Annotated in this window: 21 protein-coding genes and 1 pseudogene; 15 read left to right on the top strand and 7 right to left on the bottom strand. The window is 50.8% G+C overall.

Translation table 11 applies throughout. The features are described 5' to 3' along the window. Nucleotides 1–404 precede the first annotated feature (404 nt). From xthA to ynjE, 9 genes are all read left to right on the top strand, one after another. Nucleotides 405–1211 carry an exodeoxyribonuclease III gene (gene xthA, locus AACU94_RS07725; protein ID WP_130257710.1) on the top strand — a complete coding sequence of 269 codons (807 nt, stop codon included), beginning with the start codon at nucleotides 405–407 and terminating at the stop codon, nucleotides 1209–1211. 167 nt (nucleotides 1212–1378) lie between these two features. Continuing rightward, entirely contained in the window at nucleotides 1379–2089 is a 711-nt protein-coding gene (locus AACU94_RS07720; RefSeq protein ID WP_130224641.1) for a TVP38/TMEM64 family protein, read from the top strand. Nucleotides 2090–2093: 4 nt separating this feature from the next. Then, entirely contained in the window at nucleotides 2094–2771 is a 678-nt protein-coding gene (gene ydjY / locus AACU94_RS07715) for a lipoprotein YdjY (protein ID WP_135489206.1), read from the top strand. 14 nt (nucleotides 2772–2785) lie between these two features. Next, nucleotides 2786–3493: a TVP38/TMEM64 family protein gene (locus AACU94_RS07710; protein WP_135405816.1), complete on the top strand. Its 708-nt coding sequence runs from the start codon at nucleotides 2786–2788 to the stop codon at nucleotides 3491–3493. Further along, a complete protein-coding gene (locus AACU94_RS07705; RefSeq protein ID WP_135489205.1) occupies nucleotides 3493–4041 on the top strand; it encodes a carboxymuconolactone decarboxylase family protein in 549 nt (182 codons plus the stop codon). Before AACU94_RS07710 ends, AACU94_RS07705 begins: the two co-directional genes overlap by 1 nt. 9 nt (nucleotides 4042–4050) lie before the next feature. Beyond that, nucleotides 4051–5217 (top strand): ABC transporter substrate-binding protein, encoded by a 1167-nt coding sequence (locus AACU94_RS07700; protein WP_135489259.1) that lies wholly within the window; start codon nucleotides 4051–4053, stop codon nucleotides 5215–5217. Next, entirely contained in the window at nucleotides 5190–6725 is a 1536-nt protein-coding gene (locus AACU94_RS07695) for a thiamine ABC transporter permease (RefSeq protein WP_135489204.1), read from the top strand. The genes AACU94_RS07700 and AACU94_RS07695 overlap by 28 nt, the downstream gene beginning before the upstream one ends. Further along, nucleotides 6725–7378 (top strand): ATP-binding cassette domain-containing protein, encoded by a 654-nt coding sequence (locus AACU94_RS07690; protein ID WP_135489203.1) that lies wholly within the window; start codon nucleotides 6725–6727, stop codon nucleotides 7376–7378. Before AACU94_RS07695 ends, AACU94_RS07690 begins: the two co-directional genes overlap by 1 nt. Before the next feature lie 66 nt (nucleotides 7379–7444). After that, nucleotides 7445–8752, top strand: a complete 1308-nt coding sequence (ynjE, locus tag AACU94_RS07685) for a thiosulfate sulfurtransferase YnjE (RefSeq protein ID WP_135489202.1) — start codon at nucleotides 7445–7447, stop codon at nucleotides 8750–8752. Between the two features lie 8 nt (nucleotides 8753–8760). Here ynjE and AACU94_RS07680 read toward each other — a convergent pair whose 3' ends face one another. Further along, the gene (locus AACU94_RS07680) at nucleotides 8761–9381 is read right to left on the bottom strand and encodes a CDP-alcohol phosphatidyltransferase family protein (RefSeq protein WP_135489201.1); all 621 of its coding nucleotides are present in this window, start codon (nucleotides 9379–9381) and stop codon (nucleotides 8761–8763) included. An 87-nt stretch (nucleotides 9382–9468) separates the two neighbouring features. On the opposite strand from AACU94_RS07680, the gene AACU94_RS07675 reads away from it, so the two are divergent. Beyond that, nucleotides 9469–9876, top strand: a complete 408-nt coding sequence (locus AACU94_RS07675; RefSeq protein ID WP_135489200.1) for a pyrimidine (deoxy)nucleoside triphosphate diphosphatase — start codon at nucleotides 9469–9471, stop codon at nucleotides 9874–9876. Here AACU94_RS07675 and AACU94_RS07670 read toward each other — a convergent pair. Then, nucleotides 9842–10114: a YnjH family protein gene (locus AACU94_RS07670; protein WP_130218835.1), complete on the bottom strand. Its 273-nt coding sequence runs from the start codon at nucleotides 10112–10114 to the stop codon at nucleotides 9842–9844. The two genes, AACU94_RS07675 and AACU94_RS07670, sit on opposite strands and share 35 nt — an antisense overlap. Before the next feature lie 296 nt (nucleotides 10115–10410). Between AACU94_RS07670 and gdhA the strand changes: the two genes are divergently transcribed. Further along, nucleotides 10411–11754 carry an NADP-specific glutamate dehydrogenase gene (gdhA, locus tag AACU94_RS07665; protein ID WP_135489199.1) on the top strand — a complete coding sequence of 448 codons (1344 nt, stop codon included), beginning with the start codon at nucleotides 10411–10413 and terminating at the stop codon, nucleotides 11752–11754. Nucleotides 11755–11809: 55 nt separating this feature from the next. Here gdhA and AACU94_RS07660 read toward each other — a convergent pair whose 3' ends face one another. From AACU94_RS07660 to AACU94_RS07640, 5 genes and pseudogenes are all read right to left on the bottom strand, one after another. Further along, entirely contained in the window at nucleotides 11810–13768 is a 1959-nt protein-coding gene (locus AACU94_RS07660; RefSeq protein WP_135489198.1) for a J domain-containing protein, read from the bottom strand. Beyond that, nucleotides 13765–15465, bottom strand: a complete 1701-nt coding sequence (locus AACU94_RS07655) for an Hsp70 family protein (RefSeq protein WP_135489197.1) — start codon at nucleotides 15463–15465, stop codon at nucleotides 13765–13767. Before AACU94_RS07655 ends, AACU94_RS07660 begins: the two co-directional genes overlap by 4 nt. A 241-nt stretch (nucleotides 15466–15706) precedes the next feature. Beyond that, nucleotides 15707–17652, bottom strand: a pseudogene (topB, locus tag AACU94_RS07650) (DNA topoisomerase III). 4 nt (nucleotides 17653–17656) lie between these two features. Further along, nucleotides 17657–18700, bottom strand: a complete 1044-nt coding sequence (gene selD / locus AACU94_RS07645; protein WP_001295485.1) for a selenide, water dikinase SelD — start codon at nucleotides 18698–18700, stop codon at nucleotides 17657–17659. 116 nt (nucleotides 18701–18816) lie between these two features. Beyond that, nucleotides 18817–19368: an NAD(P)H nitroreductase gene (locus AACU94_RS07640; RefSeq protein ID WP_130218825.1), complete on the bottom strand. Its 552-nt coding sequence runs from the start codon at nucleotides 19366–19368 to the stop codon at nucleotides 18817–18819. Nucleotides 19369–19529: 161 nt separating this feature from the next. Here AACU94_RS07640 and sppA point away from each other — a divergent pair, with 161 nt between their 5' ends. From sppA to pncA, 4 genes are all read left to right on the top strand, one after another. Beyond that, nucleotides 19530–21386 carry a signal peptide peptidase SppA gene (sppA, locus tag AACU94_RS07635; protein ID WP_135489196.1) on the top strand — a complete coding sequence of 619 codons (1857 nt, stop codon included), beginning with the start codon at nucleotides 19530–19532 and terminating at the stop codon, nucleotides 21384–21386. 115 nt (nucleotides 21387–21501) lie between these two features. After that, nucleotides 21502–22212 carry an SIMPL domain-containing protein gene (locus tag AACU94_RS07630; protein ID WP_130218821.1) on the top strand — a complete coding sequence of 237 codons (711 nt, stop codon included), beginning with the start codon at nucleotides 21502–21504 and terminating at the stop codon, nucleotides 22210–22212. Between the two features lie 131 nt (nucleotides 22213–22343). Then, nucleotides 22344–23360: an asparaginase gene (ansA, locus tag AACU94_RS07625; RefSeq protein ID WP_130208360.1), complete on the top strand. Its 1017-nt coding sequence runs from the start codon at nucleotides 22344–22346 to the stop codon at nucleotides 23358–23360. 10 nt (nucleotides 23361–23370) lie between these two features. Then, nucleotides 23371–24012, top strand: coding sequence for a bifunctional nicotinamidase/pyrazinamidase (pncA, locus tag AACU94_RS07620; protein ID WP_130218817.1), 642 nt, complete (start codon nucleotides 23371–23373; stop codon nucleotides 24010–24012). Nucleotides 24013–24104 lie beyond the last annotated feature (92 nt).

The following is a 24104-nucleotide window of genomic DNA, read 5'->3' as shown; positions in this document are numbered from 1 at the left end:
TATAAGTAATGTTTGCGCTGTAAATGTAGATTGCAGGGTTCATGCCAGCCAGGGGGAAAAGTGCATAAATGACGGTCACTAACTGGAAATCAATGTGTTACAACCGAACGATATGCACCTTAAGTGCATATAAAGTGAATGTGTTTGCCATGTGGATGAATAAATAGAATAAAAAACGCAATGTTATGCAGAAGTAAAATATAATTCTGGAATTGTGATCTTTGACGAAATTTACTGGAAATTACTGCGCCATTCTGATGCAACTCGCACCAAAAGCGGGCATTTTCTGCGCCATCGTTGACATCATTAACAACCATCGATCAAATCACTTAACAACAGGCAGTAAGTCAGACGAATTTCTGCTAACATCCACGCACTCATTATCAGAATAAATGGCAGCGACTATGAAATTTGTCTCTTTTAATATCAACGGCCTGCGCGCCAGACCACACCAGCTTGAAGCTATCGTCGACAAGCACCAGCCTGATGTGATTGGCCTGCAGGAGACAAAAGTTCATGATGATATGTTTCCGCTCGAAGAAGTGGCAAAGCTTGGCTACAACGTGTTTTATCACGGGCAGAAAGGCCATTACGGCGTGGCGCTGTTGACCAAAGAGACGCCGATTGCTGTGCGTCGTGGCTTCCCAGGCGACGGTGAAGAGGCACAACGGCGGATTATTATGGCGGAAATCCCCTCACCGCTGGGCAATGTCACCGTGATCAACGGCTACTTCCCGCAGGGCGAAAGCCGCGACCACCCCATAAAATTCCCGGCTAAAGCACAGTTTTACCAGAACCTGCAAAACTACCTGGAAACCGAACTCAAACGTGATAATCCGGTGCTGATTATGGGCGATATGAATATCAGCCCCACCGACCTGGATATCGGCATTGGCGAAGAGAACCGCAAACGCTGGCTGCGTACTGGTAAATGTTCTTTCCTGCCGGAAGAACGCGAATGGATGGACAGGCTGATAAGTTGGGGGCTGGTCGATACCTTCCGCCATGCGAATCCGCAAACAGCAGATCGTTTCTCGTGGTTTGATTACCGCTCAAAAGGTTTTGACGATAACCGGGGTCTGCGTATCGACCTGCTGCTTGCCAGCCAGCCACTGGCCGAATGCTGCGTAGAAACCGGCATCGACTATGAAATCCGCAGTATGGAAAAACCGTCAGATCACGCACCTGTCTGGGCCACCTTCCGCCGCTAATTTCTCCGTTCTCCTGGCTCGCACTGGGTCAGGAGAATTAACCTTGAGAAAAATCAACAAACTGTCAGTAATGATTTGTTGCCCGCCGTCCTTTGTTATACCGTCACTGCGTTTTTTAGTTGTCTGACCACTTCTCTATTATCAAGTTTGATATAGGAAACTCCACGATGAACGCTGAGCGTAAATTTCTTTTTGCCTGTCTATTTTTTGCGCTGGTCATTTACGCTATCCATGCTTTCGGTTTATTCGATCTACTCACCGATTTACCCCACTTACAGACACTCATTCGCCAGAGCGGATTGTTCGGTTATAGCCTCTATATTCTGTTATTCATCATCGCCACCCTCTTTCTGCTACCGGGTAGCGTACTGGTGATCGCCGGTGGAATAGTTTTTGGTCCGCTAACAGGAACGCTACTTTCGTTAATTGCCGCCACGCTGGCCTCGTCGTGCTCATTCCTGTTGGCGCGCTTTCTGGGGCGTGATTTACTGCTGAAATACGTTGGCCATAGCCACACTTTTCAGGCTATTGAAAAAGGCATTACGCGTAACGGTATCGATTTTCTTATTCTGACCCGCTTAATCCCGCTATTTCCATACAATATTCAAAATTACGCTTACGGATTAACCGCCATCGCCTTCTGGCCTTATACCCTTATTTCGGCATTAACCACTCTGCCTGGAATAGTGATTTATACCGTGATGGCCAGCGATCTTGCCAGTGAAGGCATTACGCTGCGCTTTATTTTACAACTCTGTCTGGCGGGCCTGGCGCTGTTTATTCTCGTCCAGCTCGCCAAACTCTACGCTCGTCACAAACACGTGGATCTGTCTGCTTCGCGCCACAGCCCACTTACTCACCCTAAAAATGAAGGATAGAACGATGTTGCAACATTATTCAGTGTCATGGAAAAAAGGACTGGCTGCACTGTGTTTACTGGCCGTTGCGGGGCTTAGTGGCTGCGATCAAAAAGAGAATACGGCGGCAAAAGTGGAATACGACGGGCTTTCGGACAGCCAGCCGCTGCGTGTCGATGCCAATAACCATACGGTAACCATGCTGGTGCAAATTAATGGGCGTTTCCTCACCGACGATACCCGCCACGGTATTGTGTTTAAAGATGGCTCCAACGGACATAAATCGCTGTTTATGGGTTATGCCACGCCGAAAGCATTTTATGACGCCCTGAAAGAGGCCGGTGGTACGCCGGGCGAAAACATGACGATGGATAATAAAGAAACGACTCATGTCACAGGCAGCAAACTGGATATTTCAGTTAACTGGCAAGGAGCGGCAAAAGCGTATTCCTTTGATGAAGTGATTGTTGACAGTAATGGCAAGAAACTGGATATGCGCTTTGGCGGTAATTTAACGGCAGCTGAAGAGAAAAAAACGGGCTGCCTGGTATGTCTGGATAGTTGCCCGGTCGGTATCGTCAGCAATGCGACATACACTTATGGTGCGGTGGAAAAACGCAGCGAAGTGAAATTCAAAGGCAATGCCTCGGTTCTCCCGGCAGATAACACGCTGGCAACGGTTACCTTTAAAATCGCCGAATAAAACCAGGATAAAGGATGATGAAGATGCAATCGCGTAAAATTTGGTACTACCGCATAACCCTCATCATCCTGTTGTTCGCTATGCTGCTGGCATGGGCGCTGCTTCCCGGCGTCCATGAGTTTATCAATCGCAGCGTTGCGGCGTTTGCCGCCGTGGATCAACAGGGTATAGAACGCTTTATTCAGTCTTACGGCGCACTGGCGGCAGTTGTTTCGTTCTTGTTGATGATTCTACAGGCCATTGCTGCACCGCTACCTGCGTTTTTGATCACCTTTGCCAATGCGTCGCTGTTTGGCGCGTTCTGGGGCGGCTTGCTGTCGTGGACCAGTTCGATGGCCGGCGCGGCGCTGTGCTTTTTTATCGCCAGAGTGATGGGCCGCGAAGTGGTGGAAAAATTAACCGGCAAAACCGTGCTTGACAGTATGGACGGCTTTTTCACTCGCTACGGCAAACACACCATTCTGGTCTGTCGGTTATTGCCTTTTGTCCCTTTCGATCCAATCAGCTATGCTGCCGGTTTGACTTCAATACGTTTTCGCTCGTTTTTTATCGCCACCGGGCTTGGTCAGTTACCGGCGACTATTGTTTATTCCTGGGCGGGCAGCATGTTAACAGGCGGTACTTTCTGGTTTGTCTCCGGACTGTTTATTTTGTTTGCCCTGACCGTGGTGATTTTTATGGCGAAGAAAATATGGCTTGAGCGCCAGAAGAGGAATGCCTGATGGGTTTACCGCCGCTTAGCAAAATTCCTTTCATTTTACGTCCGCAGGCGTGGCTGCACAGTCGCCATTACGGCGAGGTGCTAAGCCCCATTCGCTGGTGGGGGCGGATCCCGTTTATCTTTTATCTGGTGTCGATGTTTGTTGGCTGGCTGGAGCGCAAACGCTCACCGCTCGATCCAGTGGTACGATCGCTTGTCAGCGCGCGTATCGCGCAAATGTGTCTGTGTGAGTTTTGCGTGGATATCACCAGTATGAAAGTCGCCGAGCGTACCGGCAGCACCGATAAATTGCTGGCGGTAGCTAACTGGCGACAAAGCCCGCTCTTCAGCGACGAAGAGCGGCTGGCGCTGGAGTACGCCGAAGCCGCAAGCGTAACGCCGCCAACGGTCGATGATGCCCTGCGCACCCGACTGACTACGCATTTTGACGCCCAGGCGCTCACCGAGCTGACGGCATTGATCGGCTTGCAAAATCTGTCAGCTCGTTTTAATTCTGCCCTGGCGATCCCCGCTCAGGGGCTGTGCCGTATTCCTGAAAAACGTTCTTAAGGAGAGATGATGCGCCATTGTGGGTGGTTGCTGGGATTGTTATCGCTGTTTTCTTTGGCAACCCATGCCAGTGACTGGCAGGAAATTAAAAATGAGGCCAAAGGGCAAACCGTCTGGTTTAACGCCTGGGGCGGCGATACCGCAATTAACCGTTATCTCGACTGGGTTAGCGGCGAGATGAAAACCTATTACGCCATCAACCTGAAGATTGTTCGTCTGGCGGATGCCGCAGACGCGGTGAAGCGCATTCAGACCGAAGCTGCTGCCGGACGCAAAACGGGCGGCTCGGTGGATCTGCTCTGGGTGAACGGCGAAAACTTTCGTACCTTAAAAGAGGCTAATTTACTGCAAACTGACTGGGCGGAGACTCTGCCCAACTGGCGCTATGTCGACACACAGCAGCCGGTGCGGGAAGATTTTTCAGTGCCTACAGAAGGTGCAGAATCGCCCTGGGGCGGCGCGCAATTGACATTTATCGCCCGACGCGATCAGACACCACAGCCACCGAAAACGCCACAATCCTTGCTGGAATTTGCCAAAGCCAACCCTGGTACGGTTACCTATCCGCGCCCACCGGACTTTACCGGCACCGCGTTTCTTGAACAGCTGCTGATTATGCTGACGCCCGATCCCGCTGCATTAAAAAAAGCGCCGGACGATGCCACTTTCGCCCGTGTCACTGCGCCCTTGTGGCAATATCTTGATGCACTGCATCCGTATTTGTGGCGCGAAGGAAAGGATTTCCCGCCTTCGCCCGCGCGGATGGATGCTCTGCTGAAAGCCGGCACATTGCGCCTGTCGCTGACTTTTAATCCTGCTCATGCGCAGCAAAAAATCGCCAGCGGCGATTTACCCACCAGCAGTTACAGCTTTGGCTTTAGCGAGGGAATGATTGGCAACGTGCATTTCGTCACCATTCCAGCCAACGCAACTGCCAGTGCTGCGGCAAAAGTCGTCGCCAACTTCCTGTTGTCACCTGAAGCACAACTGCGTAAAGCGGATCCCGCTGTCTGGGGCGATCCTTCGGTTCTCGATCCGCAAAAACTACCTGCCGGGCAGCGTGAAACATTGCAATCAAGAATGCCGCAGGATCTGCCGCCGGTACTGGCGGAACCGCATGCTGGTTGGGTAAATGCGCTGGAACAAGAATGGCTACGCCGTTACGGTACGCATTAATTTCTTTGCTGTGGGTGGTGATGGCGGTGATTTACGCACCGCTGGTACCGTCGGCTTTCACGCTGATAACACCTGCCATGTCGCTGACGCACTGGCAGGCGTTATTTGCCGATCCGCAGCTACCGCAGGCATTACTGGCAACACTGGTGTCGACAACCATCGCGGCGGTCGGCGCTTTGTTTATTGCCCTGCTGGTGATAGTAGCGCTATGGCCTGGGCCGAAATGGCAGCATCTGTGCGCCCGTATGCCGTGGCTACTCGCCATCCCCCACGTGGCTTTTGCCACCAGCGCCCTGCTGCTCTTTGCTGACGGAGGGCTGCTTTATGACTATTTCCCATATTTCACTCCGCCAATGGACAAATTGGGTATTGGGCTGGGCTTCACGCTGGCGGTGAAAGAAAGCGCATTTCTGCTGTGGATCTTATTGGCAGCACTGAGTGAAAAACGCCTGGTACAGCAAGTTATTGTACTGGATTCGCTGGGCTACAGCCGCTGGCAATGCCTGAACTGGTTGTTATTGCCCTCCGTCGCACCTGCACTGGCAATGGCGATGCTGGCGATTGTCGCCTGGTCGCTTTCGGTCGTGGATGTAGCGATTATTCTTGGGCCAGGTAATCCACCGACGCTGGCGGTAATTAGCTGGCAGTGGTTAACCCAGGGCGACATTGACCAACAAACAAAAGGCGCGCTTGCCAGCCTGCTGCTGATGCTGTTACTCGCCGCCTACGTTTTGCTTGGTTATCTATTATGGCGCGCCTGGCGATGTACGATCCCCCGGGAAGATGGCATTCGCATGCCAGCCACGCCTTTATTGCCAGGGAAGATGCTGGCGAAGTTGTTACCCTTAACTGGCGTGCTCTGTGTGATTCTGCTGGCGATCCTCGCGAATCAGTCGACGATCAATAACGAGGCGCTGCTCAATAGCCTGACGATGGGACTGGTGGCGACATTCATCGCTTTGGTTCTGTTGCTGCTGTGGCTGGAATGGGGGCCACAGCGTCGCCAGTTGTGGCTATGGTTGCCCATATTATTACCCGCCTTGCCGCTGGTGGCGGGCCAGTACACGCTGGCGCTATGGCTCAACCTGGATGGTAGCTGGACGGCGGTGGTGTGGGGGCATCTGCTGTGGGTGATGCCGTGGATGTTGTTTATCCTGCAACCGGCCTGGCGGCGCATCGATTCACGATTAATATTGATTGCGCAGACGCTGGGTTGGTCACGGGCCAAAACCTTCTTTTACGTGAAATGTCCGCTAATGCTGCGCCCTGCGCTGATTGCCTTCGCTGTCGGATTTTCAGTGAGTATTGCGCAGTATATGCCAACGCTGTGGCTGGGAGCCGGACGTTTCTCGACGCTCACCACCGAAGCGGTAGCGTTAAGTAGCGGCGGTAGTAACAGCATTCTCGCCACCCAGGCCCTATGGCAACTGCTTTTGCCACTTATTATTTTTGCCCTGACCGCGTTAGTCGCAAAATGGGTAGGTTTTATCAGACAAGGACTCCGCTAATGCTCTGCGTGAAAGATGTTTCGCTGCGTTTGCCTGAAACCTGTTTACTGGAAGACGTTAACTTTACAGTCAATAAAGGTGACATTGTCACGTTAATGGGCCCGTCTGGTTGCGGTAAATCTTCTCTGTTTTCATGGATGATTGGTGCGCTGGCCGGGCAATTTTCTTGTACAGGCGAGCTATGGCTCAATGATCAACGTATCGATACCCTGCCTACCGCACAGCGTCAGATTGGCATTCTTTTCCAGGATGCGCTGTTATTTGACCAGTTCAGCGTCGGACAAAATTTACTGCTGGCGCTACCGTCGACGCTCAAGGGGACAGCCAGGCGCAATGCCGTGAAAGACGCGCTTGAGCGAGCGGGACTGGCTGAAACTTATCACCAGGACCCTGCGACATTATCAGGCGGTCAGCGAGCGCGGGTGGCCCTGCTGCGCGCCCTTCTCGCACAGCCAAAGGCATTATTGCTTGATGAACCGTTCAGCCGTCTTGACGTTGCTCTGCGCGATAATTTTCGTCAGTGGGTATTCAATGAAGTTCGCGACCTGGCGATCCCCGTCGTTCAGGTAACCCACGATCTTCAGGATGTTCCTGCCGATAGTCCCGTTATGGATATGACGCAGTGGTCAGAAAATTACAACAAACTGCGATAACGCAAAGTTTTTCCAAATGCGTCAGTTCAGAATGGCGCACTCAAAACTACAATGTCGGGATTTTCGATGAAACGTGTTTCTCAAATGACCGCGCTGGCAATGGCTTTAGGGCTGGCTTGCGCTTCTTCGTGGGCCGCTGAACTGGCGAAGCCTCTTACACTTGACCAGCTTCAACAACAAAATGGCAAAGCGATTGATACTCGCCCCAGCGCGTTTTATAACGGCTGGCCACAAACCTTAAATGGCCCTTCCGGTCATGAACCTGCCGCCTTAAACCTTTCTGCTAGCTGGCTCGACAAAATGAGCACCGAGCAGCTCAGCGAGTGGATCAAGCTGCATAACCTGAAAACGGATACCCCGGTGGCGCTGTACGGTAATGACAAAGATGTCGATGCCGTCAAAACGCGACTACAAAAAGCAGGCTTTACACATATCTCTATCTTGAGTGATGCACTGAGCGAACCTTCCCGACTGCAAAAACTGCCTCACTTTGAGCAGCTGGTTTATCCGCAATGGCTGCATGACCTGCAACAAGGTAAAGAAGTTACGGCGAAACCTGCGGGTGACTGGAAAGTCATTGAAGCGGCCTGGGGCGCTCCTAAGCTTTACCTTATCAGCCATATTCCCGGCGCTGACTACATCGATACCAACGAAGTGGAAAGCGAACCACTGTGGAATAAAGTCTCTGACGAACAGCTTAAAGCAATGCTGGCGAAGCACGGCATTCGTCACGACACCACGGTCATTCTGTACGGGCGTGATGTTTACGCCGCAGCGCGCGTGGCGCAAATTATGCTCTACGCTGGCGTGAAAGATGTGCGACTGTTGGATGGCGGCTGGCAAACCTGGTCCGACGCAGGTCTGCCCGTTGAGCGCGGTACGCCACCGAAAGTGAAACCGGAACCGGATTTCGGCGCGAAGATCCCGGCACAACCGCAACTGATGCTCGATATGGAACAGGCGCGTGGACTGCTACATCGCCAGGATGCCTCACTGGTCAGCGTACGTTCCTGGGCGGAATTTATCGGCACCACCAGCGGCTATGACTACATCAAGCCAAAAGGTGACATTCCAGGCGCACGTTGGGGCCATGCAGGCAGCGATTCAACGCATATGGAAGATTTCCATAACCCAGACGGCACCATGCGTACTGCCGATGACGTCGCGGCAATGTGGAAAGAATGGAATATCCTGCCGGATCAACAAGTCTCGTTCTACTGCGGCACCGGCTGGCGCGCGTCCGAAACCTTTATGTACGCACGCGCCATGGGCTGGAATAACGTCTCCGTTTATGACGGTGGCTGGTACGAATGGAGCAGCGATCCAAAAAATCCGGTAGCAACTGGTGAACGCGGCCCGGACAGTAGCCAATAACACGGCAATTACTGACGCTGAAGCGACTTCAGCGTCAGATACCCACTCCAAATCCGCGTTAATGTCGTCATCCAACAAAGCGCGCCAAATATCCATGCAAACCACGGGAAATATTCCGGAAAGAGACAACTTAAAACAAACAGCAAAATCGTCTCGCTGCCTTCTGTTAACCCGCCCAGATAGTAAAACGATTTGTGCGCATAACCGGGATTATCAATCTGATGTTTCGCCGCCAACGCAGCAAATGCGAGAAAACTGCTGCCCGTGCCGATAAACGCAAACAGCAGCCAGCCGCCCGCCAGCGCATTTTGTTCCGGTGCGGCGAGAATAAACCCGAACGGTACCAGCGCGTAAAAAAGAAAATCCAACGAAATATCGAGAAAGCCCCCCGCGTCGGTTAACCCTCTGCGCCGCGCCAGCGCACCGTCCAGACCATCAAGCAACCTGTTCAGTAAAATGGCAATCAGCGCCGCCAGATACCAGCCCAGTGCCAGAAACGGCAGTGTCAGCACGCCGATGGCAAATCCCACTAACGTTAAACCATCTGGTGTAATGCCTGGTTTATCCAGAACCCGCACGCACTGATGCAACAAAGGCTTAATTCGGGGATGAAGATGGCGGTCTAACACGGATACTCCTTAAGAAATAAAACCCTTCAGCTCGGGCAACACTGCGGATATTATGGCATTTTTCCTGTATTCGACCGTGTGTAATTTATGAAAGTGATTGATGTTGTTGCCGCCATTATCGAACGGGATGGCAAAATTTTAATCGCGCAACGCCCTGCGCATAGCGATCAAGCGGGATTATGGGAATTTGCTGGCGGTAAAGTCGAACCTGGAGAAAGCCAGCAACAGGCGCTGATACGCGAGCTGCGTGAAGAGCTCGGTATCGATGCTATCATCGGGAAATATGTTGCCAGCCACCAGCGGGAAGTTTCAGGGCGGATTATCCATCTTCATGCCTGGCACGTATCCGATTTCCACGGGACGTTACAGGCACATGAACATCAGGCGTTGGTCTGGTGTGCACCAGAGGAGGCAATGCAATATCCGCTGGCCCCTGCTGACATTCCGCTTTTACAGGCGTTTATGGCTTTACGCGCCGCCAGACCAACGGATTAGTGCTAATGGTTTTATCATCCCGCTGGCATTGCAACAGTATTCCCTCTGCTTTAATCACTGCCCCTTCAGAATAGTTTTGATCCTGATAAACGCAGCACTGGCTACAGGGCTGCGCCGACTGTCCGCCAGAATTAAACACTTCCGGCGGCACATTCACTTCCACATCCGGACGATAATGCTGATTAGCCAGCGCAAAAAACGGGAATACCAACGCTACGGCGAACAATGCTCGACTCACTGGAAACTCCTTATATTTCGTTGTCTCTGCTACTGATAACGGTAACCTGGCGGGAAAACTTTAGCGTCTGGTTGCCGGACGCGGCGTGAATGCCTTATCCACCAAATGTCCCCATTTTGGTAGGCCGAAGAAGATGTATCCGACATTAGGCGGCGTTTATAAATTCCTCACATTATTAATTTGCTTTCCGGTGTCATTTTTTACTTGCTTACCGTCACATTCTTGATGGTATAGTCGAAAACTGCAAAACAAACAACATACGCACAATCGTCTTAATATATAAGGGTTTTATATCTATGGATCAGACATATTCTCTGGAGTCATTCCTCAACCATGTACAAAAGCGCGACCCGAATCAAACCGAGTTCGCGCAAGCCGTTCGTGAAGTAATGACCACACTCTGGCCTTTTCTTGAACAAAATCCCAAATATCGCCAGATGTCATTACTGGAGCGTCTGGTTGAACCGGAGCGCGTGATCCAGTTTCGCGTGGTATGGGTTGACGATCGCAACCAGGTGCAGGTCAACCGAGCATGGCGCGTGCAGTTCAGCTCTGCCATCGGCCCGTACAAAGGCGGTATGCGATTCCATCCGTCAGTTAACCTCTCCATTCTCAAATTCCTCGGCTTCGAGCAAACCTTCAAAAATGCCCTGACTACCCTGCCGATGGGCGGTGGTAAAGGCGGCAGCGATTTCGACCCGAAAGGGAAAAGCGAAGGCGAAGTGATGCGTTTCTGCCAGGCACTAATGACTGAACTGTATCGCCACCTGGGCGCGGATACCGACGTTCCGGCAGGTGATATCGGCGTTGGTGGTCGTGAAGTCGGCTTTATGGCGGGGATGATGAAAAAGCTCTCCAACAATACCGCCTGCGTCTTCACCGGTAAGGGTCTTTCTTTTGGCGGCAGTCTTATTCGCCCGGAAGCTACCGGCTACGGTCTGGTCTATTTCACAGAAGCGATGCTTAAACGCCACGGTATGGGTTTTGAAGGGATGCGCGTTTCCGTTTCTGGCTCCGGCAACGTTGCCCAGTATGCTATCGAAAAAGCGATGGAATTTGGTGCCCGCGTGGTCACTGCGTCAGACTCCAGCGGCACTGTCGTTGATGAAAGCGGATTCACGAAAGAGAAACTGGCGCGTCTTATCGAAATCAAAGCCAGCCGCGATGGTCGAGTGGCAGATTACGCCAAAGAATTTGGCCTGGTCTATCTCGAAGGCCAACAGCCGTGGTCCGTACCGGTTGATATCGCCCTGCCTTGCGCCACCCAGAACGAACTGGATGTAGATGCCGCGCATCAGCTTATCGCCAATGGCGTTAAAGCCGTCGCCGAAGGGGCAAATATGCCAACCACCATCGAAGCGACTGAACTGTTCCAGCAGGCAGGCGTACTGTTTGCTCCGGGTAAAGCGGCTAATGCTGGCGGTGTAGCAACATCGGGCCTGGAAATGGCGCAAAACGCTGCGCGCCTGGGCTGGAAAGCCGAGAAAGTTGACGCACGTTTGCATCACATCATGCTGGATATCCACCATGCCTGTGTTGAACATGGTGGTGAAGGTGAGCAAACCAACTACGTGCAGGGCGCGAACATTGCGGGCTTTGTGAAGGTTGCGGATGCGATGTTAAGCCAGGGCGTGATTTAATCGTTATTACAATCGTCTGGTTTTCCTTATAACCAGACGATTTTCCCTGAGTTAATTAAATCCTTAGCAGACGTTTGCAATTTGCAGCCGTTTGTTCTGCATCCTGAATATCCTGTTCCGACATTAAGCATCGCAACGCATCTTTTTCAATCCAGGGGTTGTTATTTCCGGCAATTGTTAGCCACATCCATGCTTGTTTATTATCAATTTTAGTGCCTGTCCCCTGAGCATACATTGCCGCAGTCTGGTGTTGCGCTTCGGTCGACCCTAAACGCGCCGCTTTTTCGTACCAGTGCAGCGCATGATTTTCATCTTTTGCGACATCTTTTGTACCGTAGAGATACATTTCGGCTAACAAAAATATCGCCTCTATTCGCCCACGCTGCGCTGCACCAGTAAGCCATTGAATAGCCTCAGCGTTATTTTCAGGATCATCATTGTTGGTTAAATAATATTTTCCCAATTCATACATGGCATTCCCGGAACCATTTTTTGCAGATCGGGTAAACCAGTACAATGCTTTTTCCGGATCCTGAGGAATTTTTTCGCTTTCACTATACAACCTGGCTGTATGATATTGTGCGTCAGGATGGTCCTGTTCCGCCGATTGCAAAAACCAACGATGGGCCTGCACCTCATCACGCGCCACACCAATACCTTGTATATACATTTGTCCCAATTCATATTGGGCCAGTTCATGTCCTTGTGTAGCGGCAGATAAATACCACCGTAATGCTTCTTCATAATTTCGTAATGGCTCAACAGCAAAGCGAGAGATACAGGCAAGTTCATATTGCGCAGATGTTTTGCCATTTTCGGCTGCAAGTAAAAACCATTTTCTTGCCTCACTAATGTTCTTGTCCGTCCCCTTTCCATCGTTATACATAACGCCCAACGCATACTGAGCATCGATAACATTATGCTGCGCGGCGCGGGTAAACCAGTTAAAGGCTAATTTTAGATCCTGTGAAACCTCATCACCTTCGTAATACATTTTGCCAAGAGAATACCAGGCAAGTGAATAGCCTTGCTCTGCAGCATGTAAGCAAGACTGGAATACAGAAGATGGATAATAATAAAGACCTTTTAATTTTATAGCATTTAACAACTTTTCATATCCACTATGATGTTGCATCGCTAAATTATTGAAGCGTTCTGTTAATTTCCACTTGCGAATCATTTTTTCTTTTCGCCAGGAATATGATAAGCGCTCTATTAACAATGCCATATAATTGTCTGACAGTTCAAATTCAGCAACTTTATTTAATACTGCGATATCAAACCATTTCAGGCTCTCTTCATTATCCTTTAATGATTGATAAATCGTAGCCATTTCCTTCCCGTTTTCCATTTCTTCCAGTGGAGACAAGTTACTGGCAAAGAAAGGGGTAATTTGTTTTTCGATGCGATAATAAAGAAGACAACTTTCGTTAATTTCTGTCTGGATTACGGGTTGACGACTGCCTGCAACTAAATGCCATCTGAACGTTTGTGATGCAGCGAGAGTTAATAGTGGCCGGAATACCCGATGAAGATGCAGTAATAACGCTTCTTCAAAGCACATTCGTGAGCTGAGATCTTTATGCTCAAGGAAAGATAACGCCTTAGCAAGTTGCATGGGGGCGTGTTCGGGAATAGCTTCATTCTCCTCAAAGAGCATATCCAGCACGGCTTGCCAGGTGAGCTCCCCTTCTGATTTAACAGCGATGTCTGGAAGTGGATGACCAGAAAAGGTGTTGGGTGCGCGAAATGTCATCACAGGACGAGGATGAACAATACCCCTGGACATATTGATCGGTTGCTCTTCTTCCTCTTCTTGCCACTGTTCTTCTTCATCTTCTTGCCACAGCTCTTCGTCGTCATAACGTAAAGCCTGTTCATAAGCATCGTGCAATTGTTGCCAGGCTTCGGGAGAATCTTCCGGGCGGCAATTTTTTACCAGTTGCGCATAACGACGCTTAATATCTCGTTCTTCCACGCCAGGTTGTAAACCTAATATTTCCCAGCAGTTCATTGCAGACGCTCCCATTCCAGAGAGTCTAATGTAGGTTCAACTTTAGCCCGAAAATCAGCAAGTTGATCAGGATCCTGCTTCTCGAGTAGATAACTGAATTGACGAGAGCAATTGCTTATCCAGTCTCGTGTTTCCGCAAGCGTAAGTTGATAGAGGTTATCAAGACGGGCAATAAAGGCCTGGTTTATCTGTTCATCGCGTGGGTGAATTTTTAACAGGCTTAATTTGGACAACGACTGCTGTATTTGTTCTTCCGTTAATGCCCCTGGATTCTGTTCAATAACCAGACTATTTTTAGCCCCTGTCAGTGGCACGCTGATATCGACATCAAGAATACCGTTAATGTCGTACGTAAAACGAACATCAATACGCACAACACCGGCCGGTTTTGGGGGAACATTCACTGACAACTCCGCAAGGAAAATATTATCAGCCACCATCCTGCTTTCACCCTGGTAGATTTTAAAATTAACCTCTGTTTGTTGATCATGTGCCGTGTAAAAGGCACGAACGCGACTACAAGGAATACTCCTGTTACGCTCAATAACGGGTGCAAAATAGCCCGATTCGCGGGTATGCCCCAGCGATTTAGAGGTATCAACGCCCAGCGTATAAGGGCAAACATCGGTCACTACTACATCTTGTAATTCGCTGTGGCGCGCTTTAAGTGCGGCCTGAATAGCCGCGCCCTGAGCAATGACTTCATCAGGGTTTAAATGCATTGCCGGTATACGACCAAAAAGTCGTGTCACAAGTTTGCGAATCAGCGGCATACGTGTAGTGCCACCCACAAGAACGACCTGGTCTAATTGGCTAATATTAATTTTGGCATCGCGAATTGCCCGTTCCAGTGGCATACGGATTTGCTCGAAAAAGGTCTGTAATAAAAATTCAAATTTTTCTGTGGTCAGATGCCAGTAATATCGCCTTCCTTCAATCTCCATACTGAAAGTAGCTTCGTCGCGCATACTAAGCACGCGTTTCACACGCTCCGCTTCAATGCGTAAATGGCGCTGGAGTGTCGGTTCACGCCATTCAATATTTTCAGGAAGATCCATACGTGAGCAATATGCATCGATCAGGATATCGACAATATCTTCACCACCTAAAAAGTTATCCCCGGCACTGGCACGTACTTCCATAATGTTGTCAAACAACTCCAGTATGGAGACATCGAATGTACCACCACCTAAATCGAATACCAGAAACTGATGTTCATCATCTTTATTATGCAAACCATACGCCAGTGCAGCAGCGGTTGGTTCGTTAATTAAACGTTCGACGTTTAAGCCTGCCATTGAAGCTGCCAATTTTGTTGCTTTGCGTTGTACATCACCAAAATAAGCAGGTACGCTAATTACTGCTTCTGTTATCTTTTCACCTAAATAGCTTTCAGCATCTTCTTTTAGCTGACGTAATATCAGCGATGAGAGTTCTTCTGCCCGAAATTCACGTCCGCCCAATTTAAACGTCTTTGATGTGCCCATCATGCGTTTAAAATTGGCTGCGCAGTTTTGTGGTTTGATGAGTTGCAGGTCACGAGCTGCCTCCCCAGTCAAAACTATACCATCTTCATCAACACAAACTACGCTGGGCGTTAAAAACTTGCCTAACGCATTGGGGATCAGTTCACTTTGTCCATTTCGCCAGACTGCTGCCAGACTGTTAGTCGTCCCGAGATCGATACCGATAATCATAATTATCCTCTTCAAATAAATGAACTGTTTCTTTTATAGAGCAGTTATATATATTCGTTTTGTGAATAATGTTCACAACCCCTGCGTTTTAAAATAATTTATAATGATGCAGCCCATGACATTAATCACGTGAATATAAAGATATTCCGTTAATAATTTTAGCTGTGGATATTTATATCATAATAAATAAAGCCAATGGCAGAATATCTACCACTGGCTTTGTTTAAGAGTGGAAACCGAATTAATTAGCAGAATCCGTATTATCTTTTTGGGGCTTTGCCACTTTTTTCACACGTTTATTGGGTGCTTTTTTAACTGACTCCCCACCTGGTGCCACAATTCCCCTGAACTGCCTGACTGGAGTGCTGCGAGCCTGATCAATCAGTTGGTAAAGCGTCCCCACCAGCGGCTGCATAAAGTCCTGGTAGCGACACTGCTTTTCGCTGATTTGCGTCAGCACCGATTCCCAGTGTGCGGTCATGTCCGGTCGCGTAGCCATTTCTGGCAGCGAATGGAATAACGCTTTTCCGGCGTCGGTGGAGTGGATATAGCGCCCTTTTTTGGTCAGGAAACCACGCTTGAACAGCAGTTCAATAATCCCGGCTCGGGTCGCTTCTGTTCCCAGACCATCGGTCGCACGGAGGATCTTTTTCAGATCTTTATCCTGAACAAAGCGCGCGATCCCGGTCATCGCCGAAAGCAGTGTTGCATCGGTAAAATGGCGTGGCGGCTGGGTTTGCCGCTCTACCACTTCGCCCTTCTCGCACAGCAACTCATCACCTTTCGCCACCACAGGCAGCGGCGTACCGTCGTTTTCTTCATCGCGCTCTTTGCTGCCTAACAGCGTGCGCCAGCCTGCTTCGGCAAGAAAACGGGCTTTAGCGACAAATTTACCTTTGGCTATTTCCAGTTCGATAACACACTTGCGGAACACCGCATCCGGGCAGAACTGCATCAGGTATTGACGAGCAATCAGGTTATAGACCTTCGATTCGTTCTCCGTCAGGTTGATGGCAGAACTACGCGAGGTCGGGATAATGGCGTGGTGAGCATCGACCTTTTTGTCATCCCAGCAGCGGTTGCGTAAATTCGGGTCAACCACCGGCTGCGGCAATAGTCCCGGCGCATGAACGCTGATGGCATTCATCACCGCATGACGTCCGGCAAAATGTTCTTCTGGCAAATAACGACAATCGGAACGCGGATAAGTGATTAGCTTGTGTGTTTCGTACAGCTTCTGGCAGATATCAAGCACGTTCTGCGCGCTCAGACCAAAGCGTTTTGCCGCTTCAATCTGCAACGCCGAAAGCGAAAACGGCAGCGGCGCGGATTCTGATTCCCGTTTATCGTTATAGCTGGTGACAATAGCCGGTTGACCACTAATGCGGTTAACCACATGCTCCGCCAGTGGACGATGTAACAAGCGCCCTTCTTCATCCTGGTACGGTTCACACGCTTCGCTCGGTTGCCAGATAGCGGTAAACCGCTCATCGGCAGGTGTCACGATATGTGCTTTGACTTCAAAGAAGTCTTTCGCCACGAAGTTTTCAATCTCTTCATCGCGGCGCACCACCAGCCCAAGCACGGGCGTCTGCACGCGTCCCACGGAAAGTACGCCCTGATAACCGGCATTGCGACCGAGAATGGTATACGCGCGGGTCATATTGATACCGTACAGCCAGTCGGCACGCGCTCGCGCCAGTGCAGAAACGCATAACGGTACAAACTCGCTATTGGAGCGAAGACGATCGATCGCCCGCTCAACCGCCTGCGGGTTCAGGTCGTTGATCAAGCAACGCTGAACTTGCTGGCGTTTTTCTGGTGCCAGTTGCAGGTAGTCCAGCACTTCATCCACCAGCAATTGCCCTTCACGATCCGGGTCACCGGCATGAACAATTTCGCTGGCTTCATGCAGAAAGCGTTTAATGACGTTAAGTTGTTTGGTTACGGAGGGGCGCGGTTGCAGTTGCCACTTTTCCGGGACAATCGGCAAATCCGCCAGATTCCAGCGCGCATAGCGGCTGTCGTAGACGTCTGGCTGCGCCTGCTCAAGCAGGTGACCGATACACCAGGTCACCACCTGACCATTGCCGCACTCGATAAAGCCATCGCCTTTGCGGTGCGGTTTGGGCAGGACATCAGCAATAGCGCGTGCCAGACTCGGTTTTCGGCTATAAACAACCGCATTGAATTAACGGATCTCAACCATGGCACGACCGCCACGCGCAGGCACCAGTTCGCCAATCGCCGTCAGTTCAATGCCAAACTCGGCTGCGGTAGCTTTGACTTCATTTTCAGCTTCCGGCATCACCGCCAGCAGCAGACCACCGGAAGTTTGCGGATCGCACAACAGATCGCGTACTTCACGCGGCATTTCGCCCATCAAATGGCCGTAGCTGGCAAAGTTGCGTTCGGTGCCACCCGGCACTGCGCCCAGTTTAATGTACTCTTCCACGCCCGGCAGTTTCGGGATCGCTTCATAGTCAACGCGCGCCTGCACACCTGCGCCCTGACACATTTCGCTCAAGTGGCCCAGCAGACCAAAACCGGTGACGTCGGTCATCGCTTTTACGCCTTCAATGTTGGCAAATGACGCACCTGCGATATTCATGCGGCACATCACTTCCGTCGCCAGCCCCTGATGCTCTGGTTTGAGCAGTGATTTTTTCTCAGCCGTGGTAAGAACGCCAATTCCCAGCGGTTTCGTCAGGAACAGTTTGCATCCGGCTTGTGCGGTACTGTTTTTCTTCACTCGCTCGGTCGGTACGATCCCCGTCACCGCCAGACCAAAAATCGGCTCCGGCGCATCGATGGAGTGACCGCCAGCCAGCGCAATACCCGCCTGACGACATGCATAGCGTCCACCTTCAGTCACTTCGCGGGCAATTTCCGGGGAAAGTTTGTTAATCGGCCAGCCGAGGATCGCAATGGCCATGATCGGTTTGCCGCCCATCGCGAAGATATCGCTGATAGCATTAGTCGCCGCAATGCGGCCAAAATCGAAAGGATTATCAACGATCGGCATAAAGAAATCGGTGGTGCTGATGACACTGGTGCCATTACCAAGATCGTATACTGCCGCATCGTCGCGGGTTTCGTTACCCACGAGCAAATTCGGATCAACAAACTTCGCCTGCTCGCTGTGCAGAATGGTTTCCAACACTTTTGGGGAAATTTTACAGCCGCAACCTGCTCCGTGGCTGTATTGGGTCAAACGAATCGAGTTCTCGCTCATGGACATCTCCTGTCAATGCAATCCGGGTATGGTAACCTTCATTCCGTGAAGTGATAAGTGAGAGTGTCTGAATTCCTGCGCCTTTGCTCATAATCCAGACAGTTTTGCGAAAATTATCAAAAATAAGTCACAAACGGCGTCGGATCCGGAACGTTAATCGACGTTGACGCTTTCAATTGCGGCGTGCCGAGATAGAGAAAGCCGACAATTTTATCCTGCTCCCGACAACCGAACGCCTCGCGCACCACCGGACTTTCGGTTAACCCACCACTACGCCAGATGCCGCCAAAGCCCTGGGCAACCGCCGCCATTTGCATCGCCATAACCGCGCAACCCGCAGACATCTCCTGTTCCCAACGCGGGACTTTATGATTTTCTTCGCATTTCGCCACCACGGTGATGATGAGCGGCGCACGGAACGGGGCATTACGGGCTTTGTCGATAGCTTTATCATCACTACCCGCAGCAATTGCACCCTGTTGCAGCACGGTACTGAAACGTTCGCGGCCTTCCCCTTCGATCACAAAAAAATGCCACGGTTGCATGGACTTATGGTCCGGTGCACGCATTCCGGCACGCAGGATATTTTGCAGTTGTTCGCCAGTCGGAGCAGGTTCAGCCAGACGTGAGGCGCTGCGGCGGTTGATCAATAGTTCGAGTGCATCCATTTGATTAACTCCTGTCATGATATTTATTCACAAAATTAACACGAGAGTGGATTTTGTTACAGCACAGTCCGCGATTCCTGCTGACAAGTGCCGGTTGGGTCATTACGATAACCACATCTATTGCACCTGCAACAGGTGTGACCTTTAGTCTGGGAGAATACATGCGAACCCTTTGGCGATTTATTGCCGGATTTTTTAAATGGACGTGGCGTCTGCTCAATTTTGTCCGTGAAATGGTACTTAACCTGTTCTTTATTTTCCTCGTGCTGGTTGGCGTGGGGATCTGGATGCAGGTCAGTAGTAGCGATACCAAAGAAACCGCCGGTCGTGGCGCATTACTGCTCGATATTTCAGGCGTGATCGTCGATAAGCCCGACAGTTCGCAGCGGTTTAGTAAGTTAAGCCGCCAGCTGCTTGGCGCCAGTTCCGATCGTCTGCAGGAAAATTCACTGTTTGATATCGTGAACACGATTCGCCAGGCTAAAGATGACCGGAATATCACCGGTATCGTGATGGATTTGAAAGATTTTGCGGGCGGCGACCAACCGTCTATGCAGTACATCGGCAAAGCCCTGAAAGAGTTTCGTGACAGCGGTAAACCGGTTTATGCCATTGGCGAGAACTACAGCCAGGGGCAATATTATCTCGCAAGTTTCGCCAACAAAATTTGGCTGTCCCCGCAAGGCGCGGTTGATCTGCACGGTTTTGCCACCAACGGTCTGTACTACAAATCGTTGCTGGATAAGCTGAAAGTTTCCACCCATGTGTTCCGCGTGGGTACGTATAAATCTGCCGTTGAACCGTTTATTCGTGATGATATGTCCCCGGCGGCTCGCGAAGCCGATAGCCGTTGGATTGGCGAACTGTGGCAAAACTATCTCAACACCGTTGCCGCTAACCGCCAGATCCCTGCCCAGCAGGTATTCCCTGGGGCGCAAGGGCTACTTGCTGGCTTAACCAAAACGGGCGGCGATACTGCGAAGTACGCGCTGGACAACAAACTGGTCGACGCGCTGGCAACGAATGCCGAAATTGAAAAAGCCCTGACCAAAGAGTTTGGCTGGAGCAAGGCTGATAAAAATTATCGCGCCATCAGTTATTACGATTACGCACTGAAAACTCCGGCAGATACCGGCGACAGCATCGGTGTCGTCTTCGCTAATGGCGCGATTATGGATGGCGAAGAAACTCAGGGGAATGTTGGCGGCGATACGACTGCGGCACAAATCCGTGACGCTCGCCTTGATCCGAAAGTGAAAGCGATCGTTCTGCGCGTAAACAGCCCTGGCGGAAGCGTAACGGCTTCTGAAGTGATTCGCGCTGAACTGGCAGCCGCCAGAGCCGCTGGCAAGCCTGTGGTTGTGTCAATGGGCGGTATGGCGGCATCCGGTGGTTACTGGATCTCCACGCCGGCCAATTACATTGTGGCTAACCCGAGCACCCTGACCGGTTCTATCGGTATCTTCGGCGTGATCACCACGGTAGAAAACAGTCTCGATTCGATTGGTGTACATACCGATGGCGTGTCTACATCACCATTGGCAGATGTTTCCATCACTAAATCACTGCCGCCAGAAGTGCAGCAGATGATGCAATTGAGCATTGAGAACGGCTATAAACGCTTTATCACGCTGGTTGCTGATTCGCGTAATTCGACGCCAGAGCAGATTGATAAAATCGCCCAGGGCCATGTCTGGACCGGTCAGGATGCAAAAGCGAATGGGCTGGTCGATAGTCTCGGTGATTTCGATGATGCAGTTGCCAAAGCGGCTGAACTGGCAAAACTGAAACAATGGCATCTGGAATATTACGTCGATGAACCGACCTTCTTCGACAAAGTGATGGACAACATGTCTGGTTCTGTCCGGGCAATGCTGCCAGATGCGTTCCAGGCCATGCTGCCTGCGCCGCTGGCCTCGGTCGCTTCAACCGTTAAAAGCGAAAGCGACAAGCTGGCGGCCTTTAACGATCCGCAAAACCGTTACGCGTTTTGCCTGACCTGCGCCAACGTGCGTTAATTCCTGCAAATATGTGGCCGATATGCTGTCGGCCACACTCCTGAACCGGACTGTCTTTCACTCCCTCTCTCCACTACATTCCCTTGCTCATTTAGCATCTGATATGGAGTCATCAGTGAATAAGGCACCCTCTTTAATTGCCGCTATTGTCCTCGGACTGGGGATCAGCGCCTGTGGTTATTTTGTTGGCGATGGTGTTAAACATCTAAAAACCAACAACCGTTATGTGAACGTGCGGGGGCTTTCAGAAAAAGAAGTTCGCGCAGATACGGCTGAATTAACAATTGCTATCAACTTTAAGGGTAATGTTCCTGGCGAACTGTTCCCGAAACTTGAAGATGCGCAGAAAAAGATTGTTGCCGAATTCCACGCTCAGGGGATTAACGACAAAGAGATCAACGTGGGTCAATGGACAAGTAAGCGAACGGATGCCTTTTACCTCAAAGATGATCCGACGATGCCACGCTATAACGCTGACGGGTCTGTTACGATAAAAACGCATAACGTTGCTGCCGTCGAAAAAATCGTCGCTAAATTAAACGACCTGCAAATCGCCACAGATGGCGCGATCGCTGATAGCAAAATCGCCTACCGCTTTAATGGTATTGGCGCAGTTCGCGCGGAGATGATTGCTGCCGCAACGAAAGATGCACGCAACGCAGCATTACAGTTTGCGACGGATTCAGGTAGTCAGGTGGGGTCCATTAGCGATGCGTCACAAGGCGTATTCCAGATCTTCGCCAGTGGCAGTGACGAAGATGATCCCTCGGCGATTAACAAAACGGTGCGCGTAGTCACGACTGTAACCTATGCGTTGCAGGATTAACCATTTTTCTCCGGCGGAACGCTAATCCCTCTGTTCCGCCGGGCTTTTCTCATATCCACAGAGTATCCAGGTGCGCTCGCTGCCCCTCACGTATATACTTTTGCTCTTTCGGTATCATTCATATCAATATCATGCAAAAGAAATCAATTTACGTTGCCTACACGGGCGGGACCATCGGGATGCAGCGTTCCGAGCAGGGATATATTCCGGTGTCGGGCCATCTACAACGCCAGCTGGCGCTGATGCCAGAGTTCCATCGCCCAGAGATGCCGGATTTCACCATTCATGAATACACGCCGCTGATGGATTCTTCTGATATGACGCCAGAGGACTGGCAGCATATTGCTGAAGATATTAAAGCGCACTATGACGAGTACGATGGTTTTGTCATTCTGCACGGCACCGACACGATGGCGTATACCGCCTCTGCGCTGTCGTTCATGCTGGAGAACCTCGGAAAACCGGTTATTGTGACAGGGTCACAAATCCCATTAGCCGAGTTACGCTCTGACGGTCAAATCAATTTGCTGAATGCGTTGTACGTTGCGGCGAACTATCCCATCAACGAAGTCACACTCTTTTTTAATAATCGCCTGTATCGCGGCAACCGCACCACCAAAGCCCATGCCGATGGTTTTGATGCCTTCGCGTCACCAAATCTTCCGCCGTTACTGGAAGCGGGTATTCATATTCGCCGTTTAAATACACCGCCCGCCCCACACGGCACTGGTGAGCTGATCGTTCATCCGATTACACCACAGCCGATCGGCGTAGTGACGATTTATCCAGGGATTTCTGCTGACGTCGTACGTAACTTCCTGCGTCAACCGGTTAAGGCGTTGATTCTGCGCTCTTATGGCGTGGGTAATGCGCCGCAAAACAAAGCATTCCTGCAAGAATTACAAGAAGCCAGCGATCGCGGAATTGTGGTGGTTAACCTGACACAATGCATGTCCGGTAAAGTGAATATGGGCGGTTATGCCACCGGTAACGCCCTCGCCCATGCCGGTGTTATTGGCGGTGCGGATATGACCGTAGAAGCCACGCTAACCAAACTGCACTACCTGCTCAGCCAGGGACTGGATACCGAAACCATTCGCAAGGCCATGAGCCAAAACCTGCGCGGCGAACTGACGCCGGATGATTAAGGAGACTGTAATGCCCCAACGCGCTCTGTTACTGGTCGATTTACAAAATGATTTCTGCGCTGGCGGTGCGCTGGCTGTTGCCGAAGGCGATAGCACGGTTGATGTTGCTAATGCCCTGATAAGCTGGTGCAAAGCGCGCGGTGAAGCGGTCGTCGCCAGTCAGGACTGGCATCCGGCCAATCACGGCAGCTTCGCCAGCCAGCAAGGTGTAGAGCCTTATACACAGGGTCAGCTTGATGGCCTACCGCAAACCTTCTGGCCCGATCACTGTGTGCAACACAGCGAAGGTGCAGCGTTGCATCCTCTGCTGGCGCAAAAGTCGATAGATGCCGTGTTTCACAAAGGCGAAAATTCTTTAGTCGACAGTTACAGTGCCTTTTTTGATAACGGGCGGCGGCAGAAAACCGAGCTCGATGGTTGGTTGCGCGACCATGAAATCAATGAATTGATCGTTATGGGGCTGGCTACGGACTATTGCGTGAAGTTTACCGTCCTGGACGCGTTGCAGTTAGGTTATAAGGTGAACGTGATTACCGATGGCTGTCGTGGCGTGAATATCCAGCCGCAGGACAGTGCGCACGCGTTTATGGAGATGTCAGTTGCCGGAGCAACATTGTACACGCTGGCAGACTGGGAAGAGACGCAGGGATAAAATTAGTCAGATCCATCTCTGGCCTACAATTCCTTAATTACATCGTAGGCCAGATAAACACGCCAGCGTTGCATCTGGCAATTGACACAATC

Source organism: Escherichia sp. E4702, from assembly GCF_963883545.1.
Taxonomy (GTDB): Bacteria; Pseudomonadota; Gammaproteobacteria; order Enterobacterales; family Enterobacteriaceae; genus Escherichia.
This window is presented reverse-complemented; position numbering and strand designations above follow the sequence as displayed.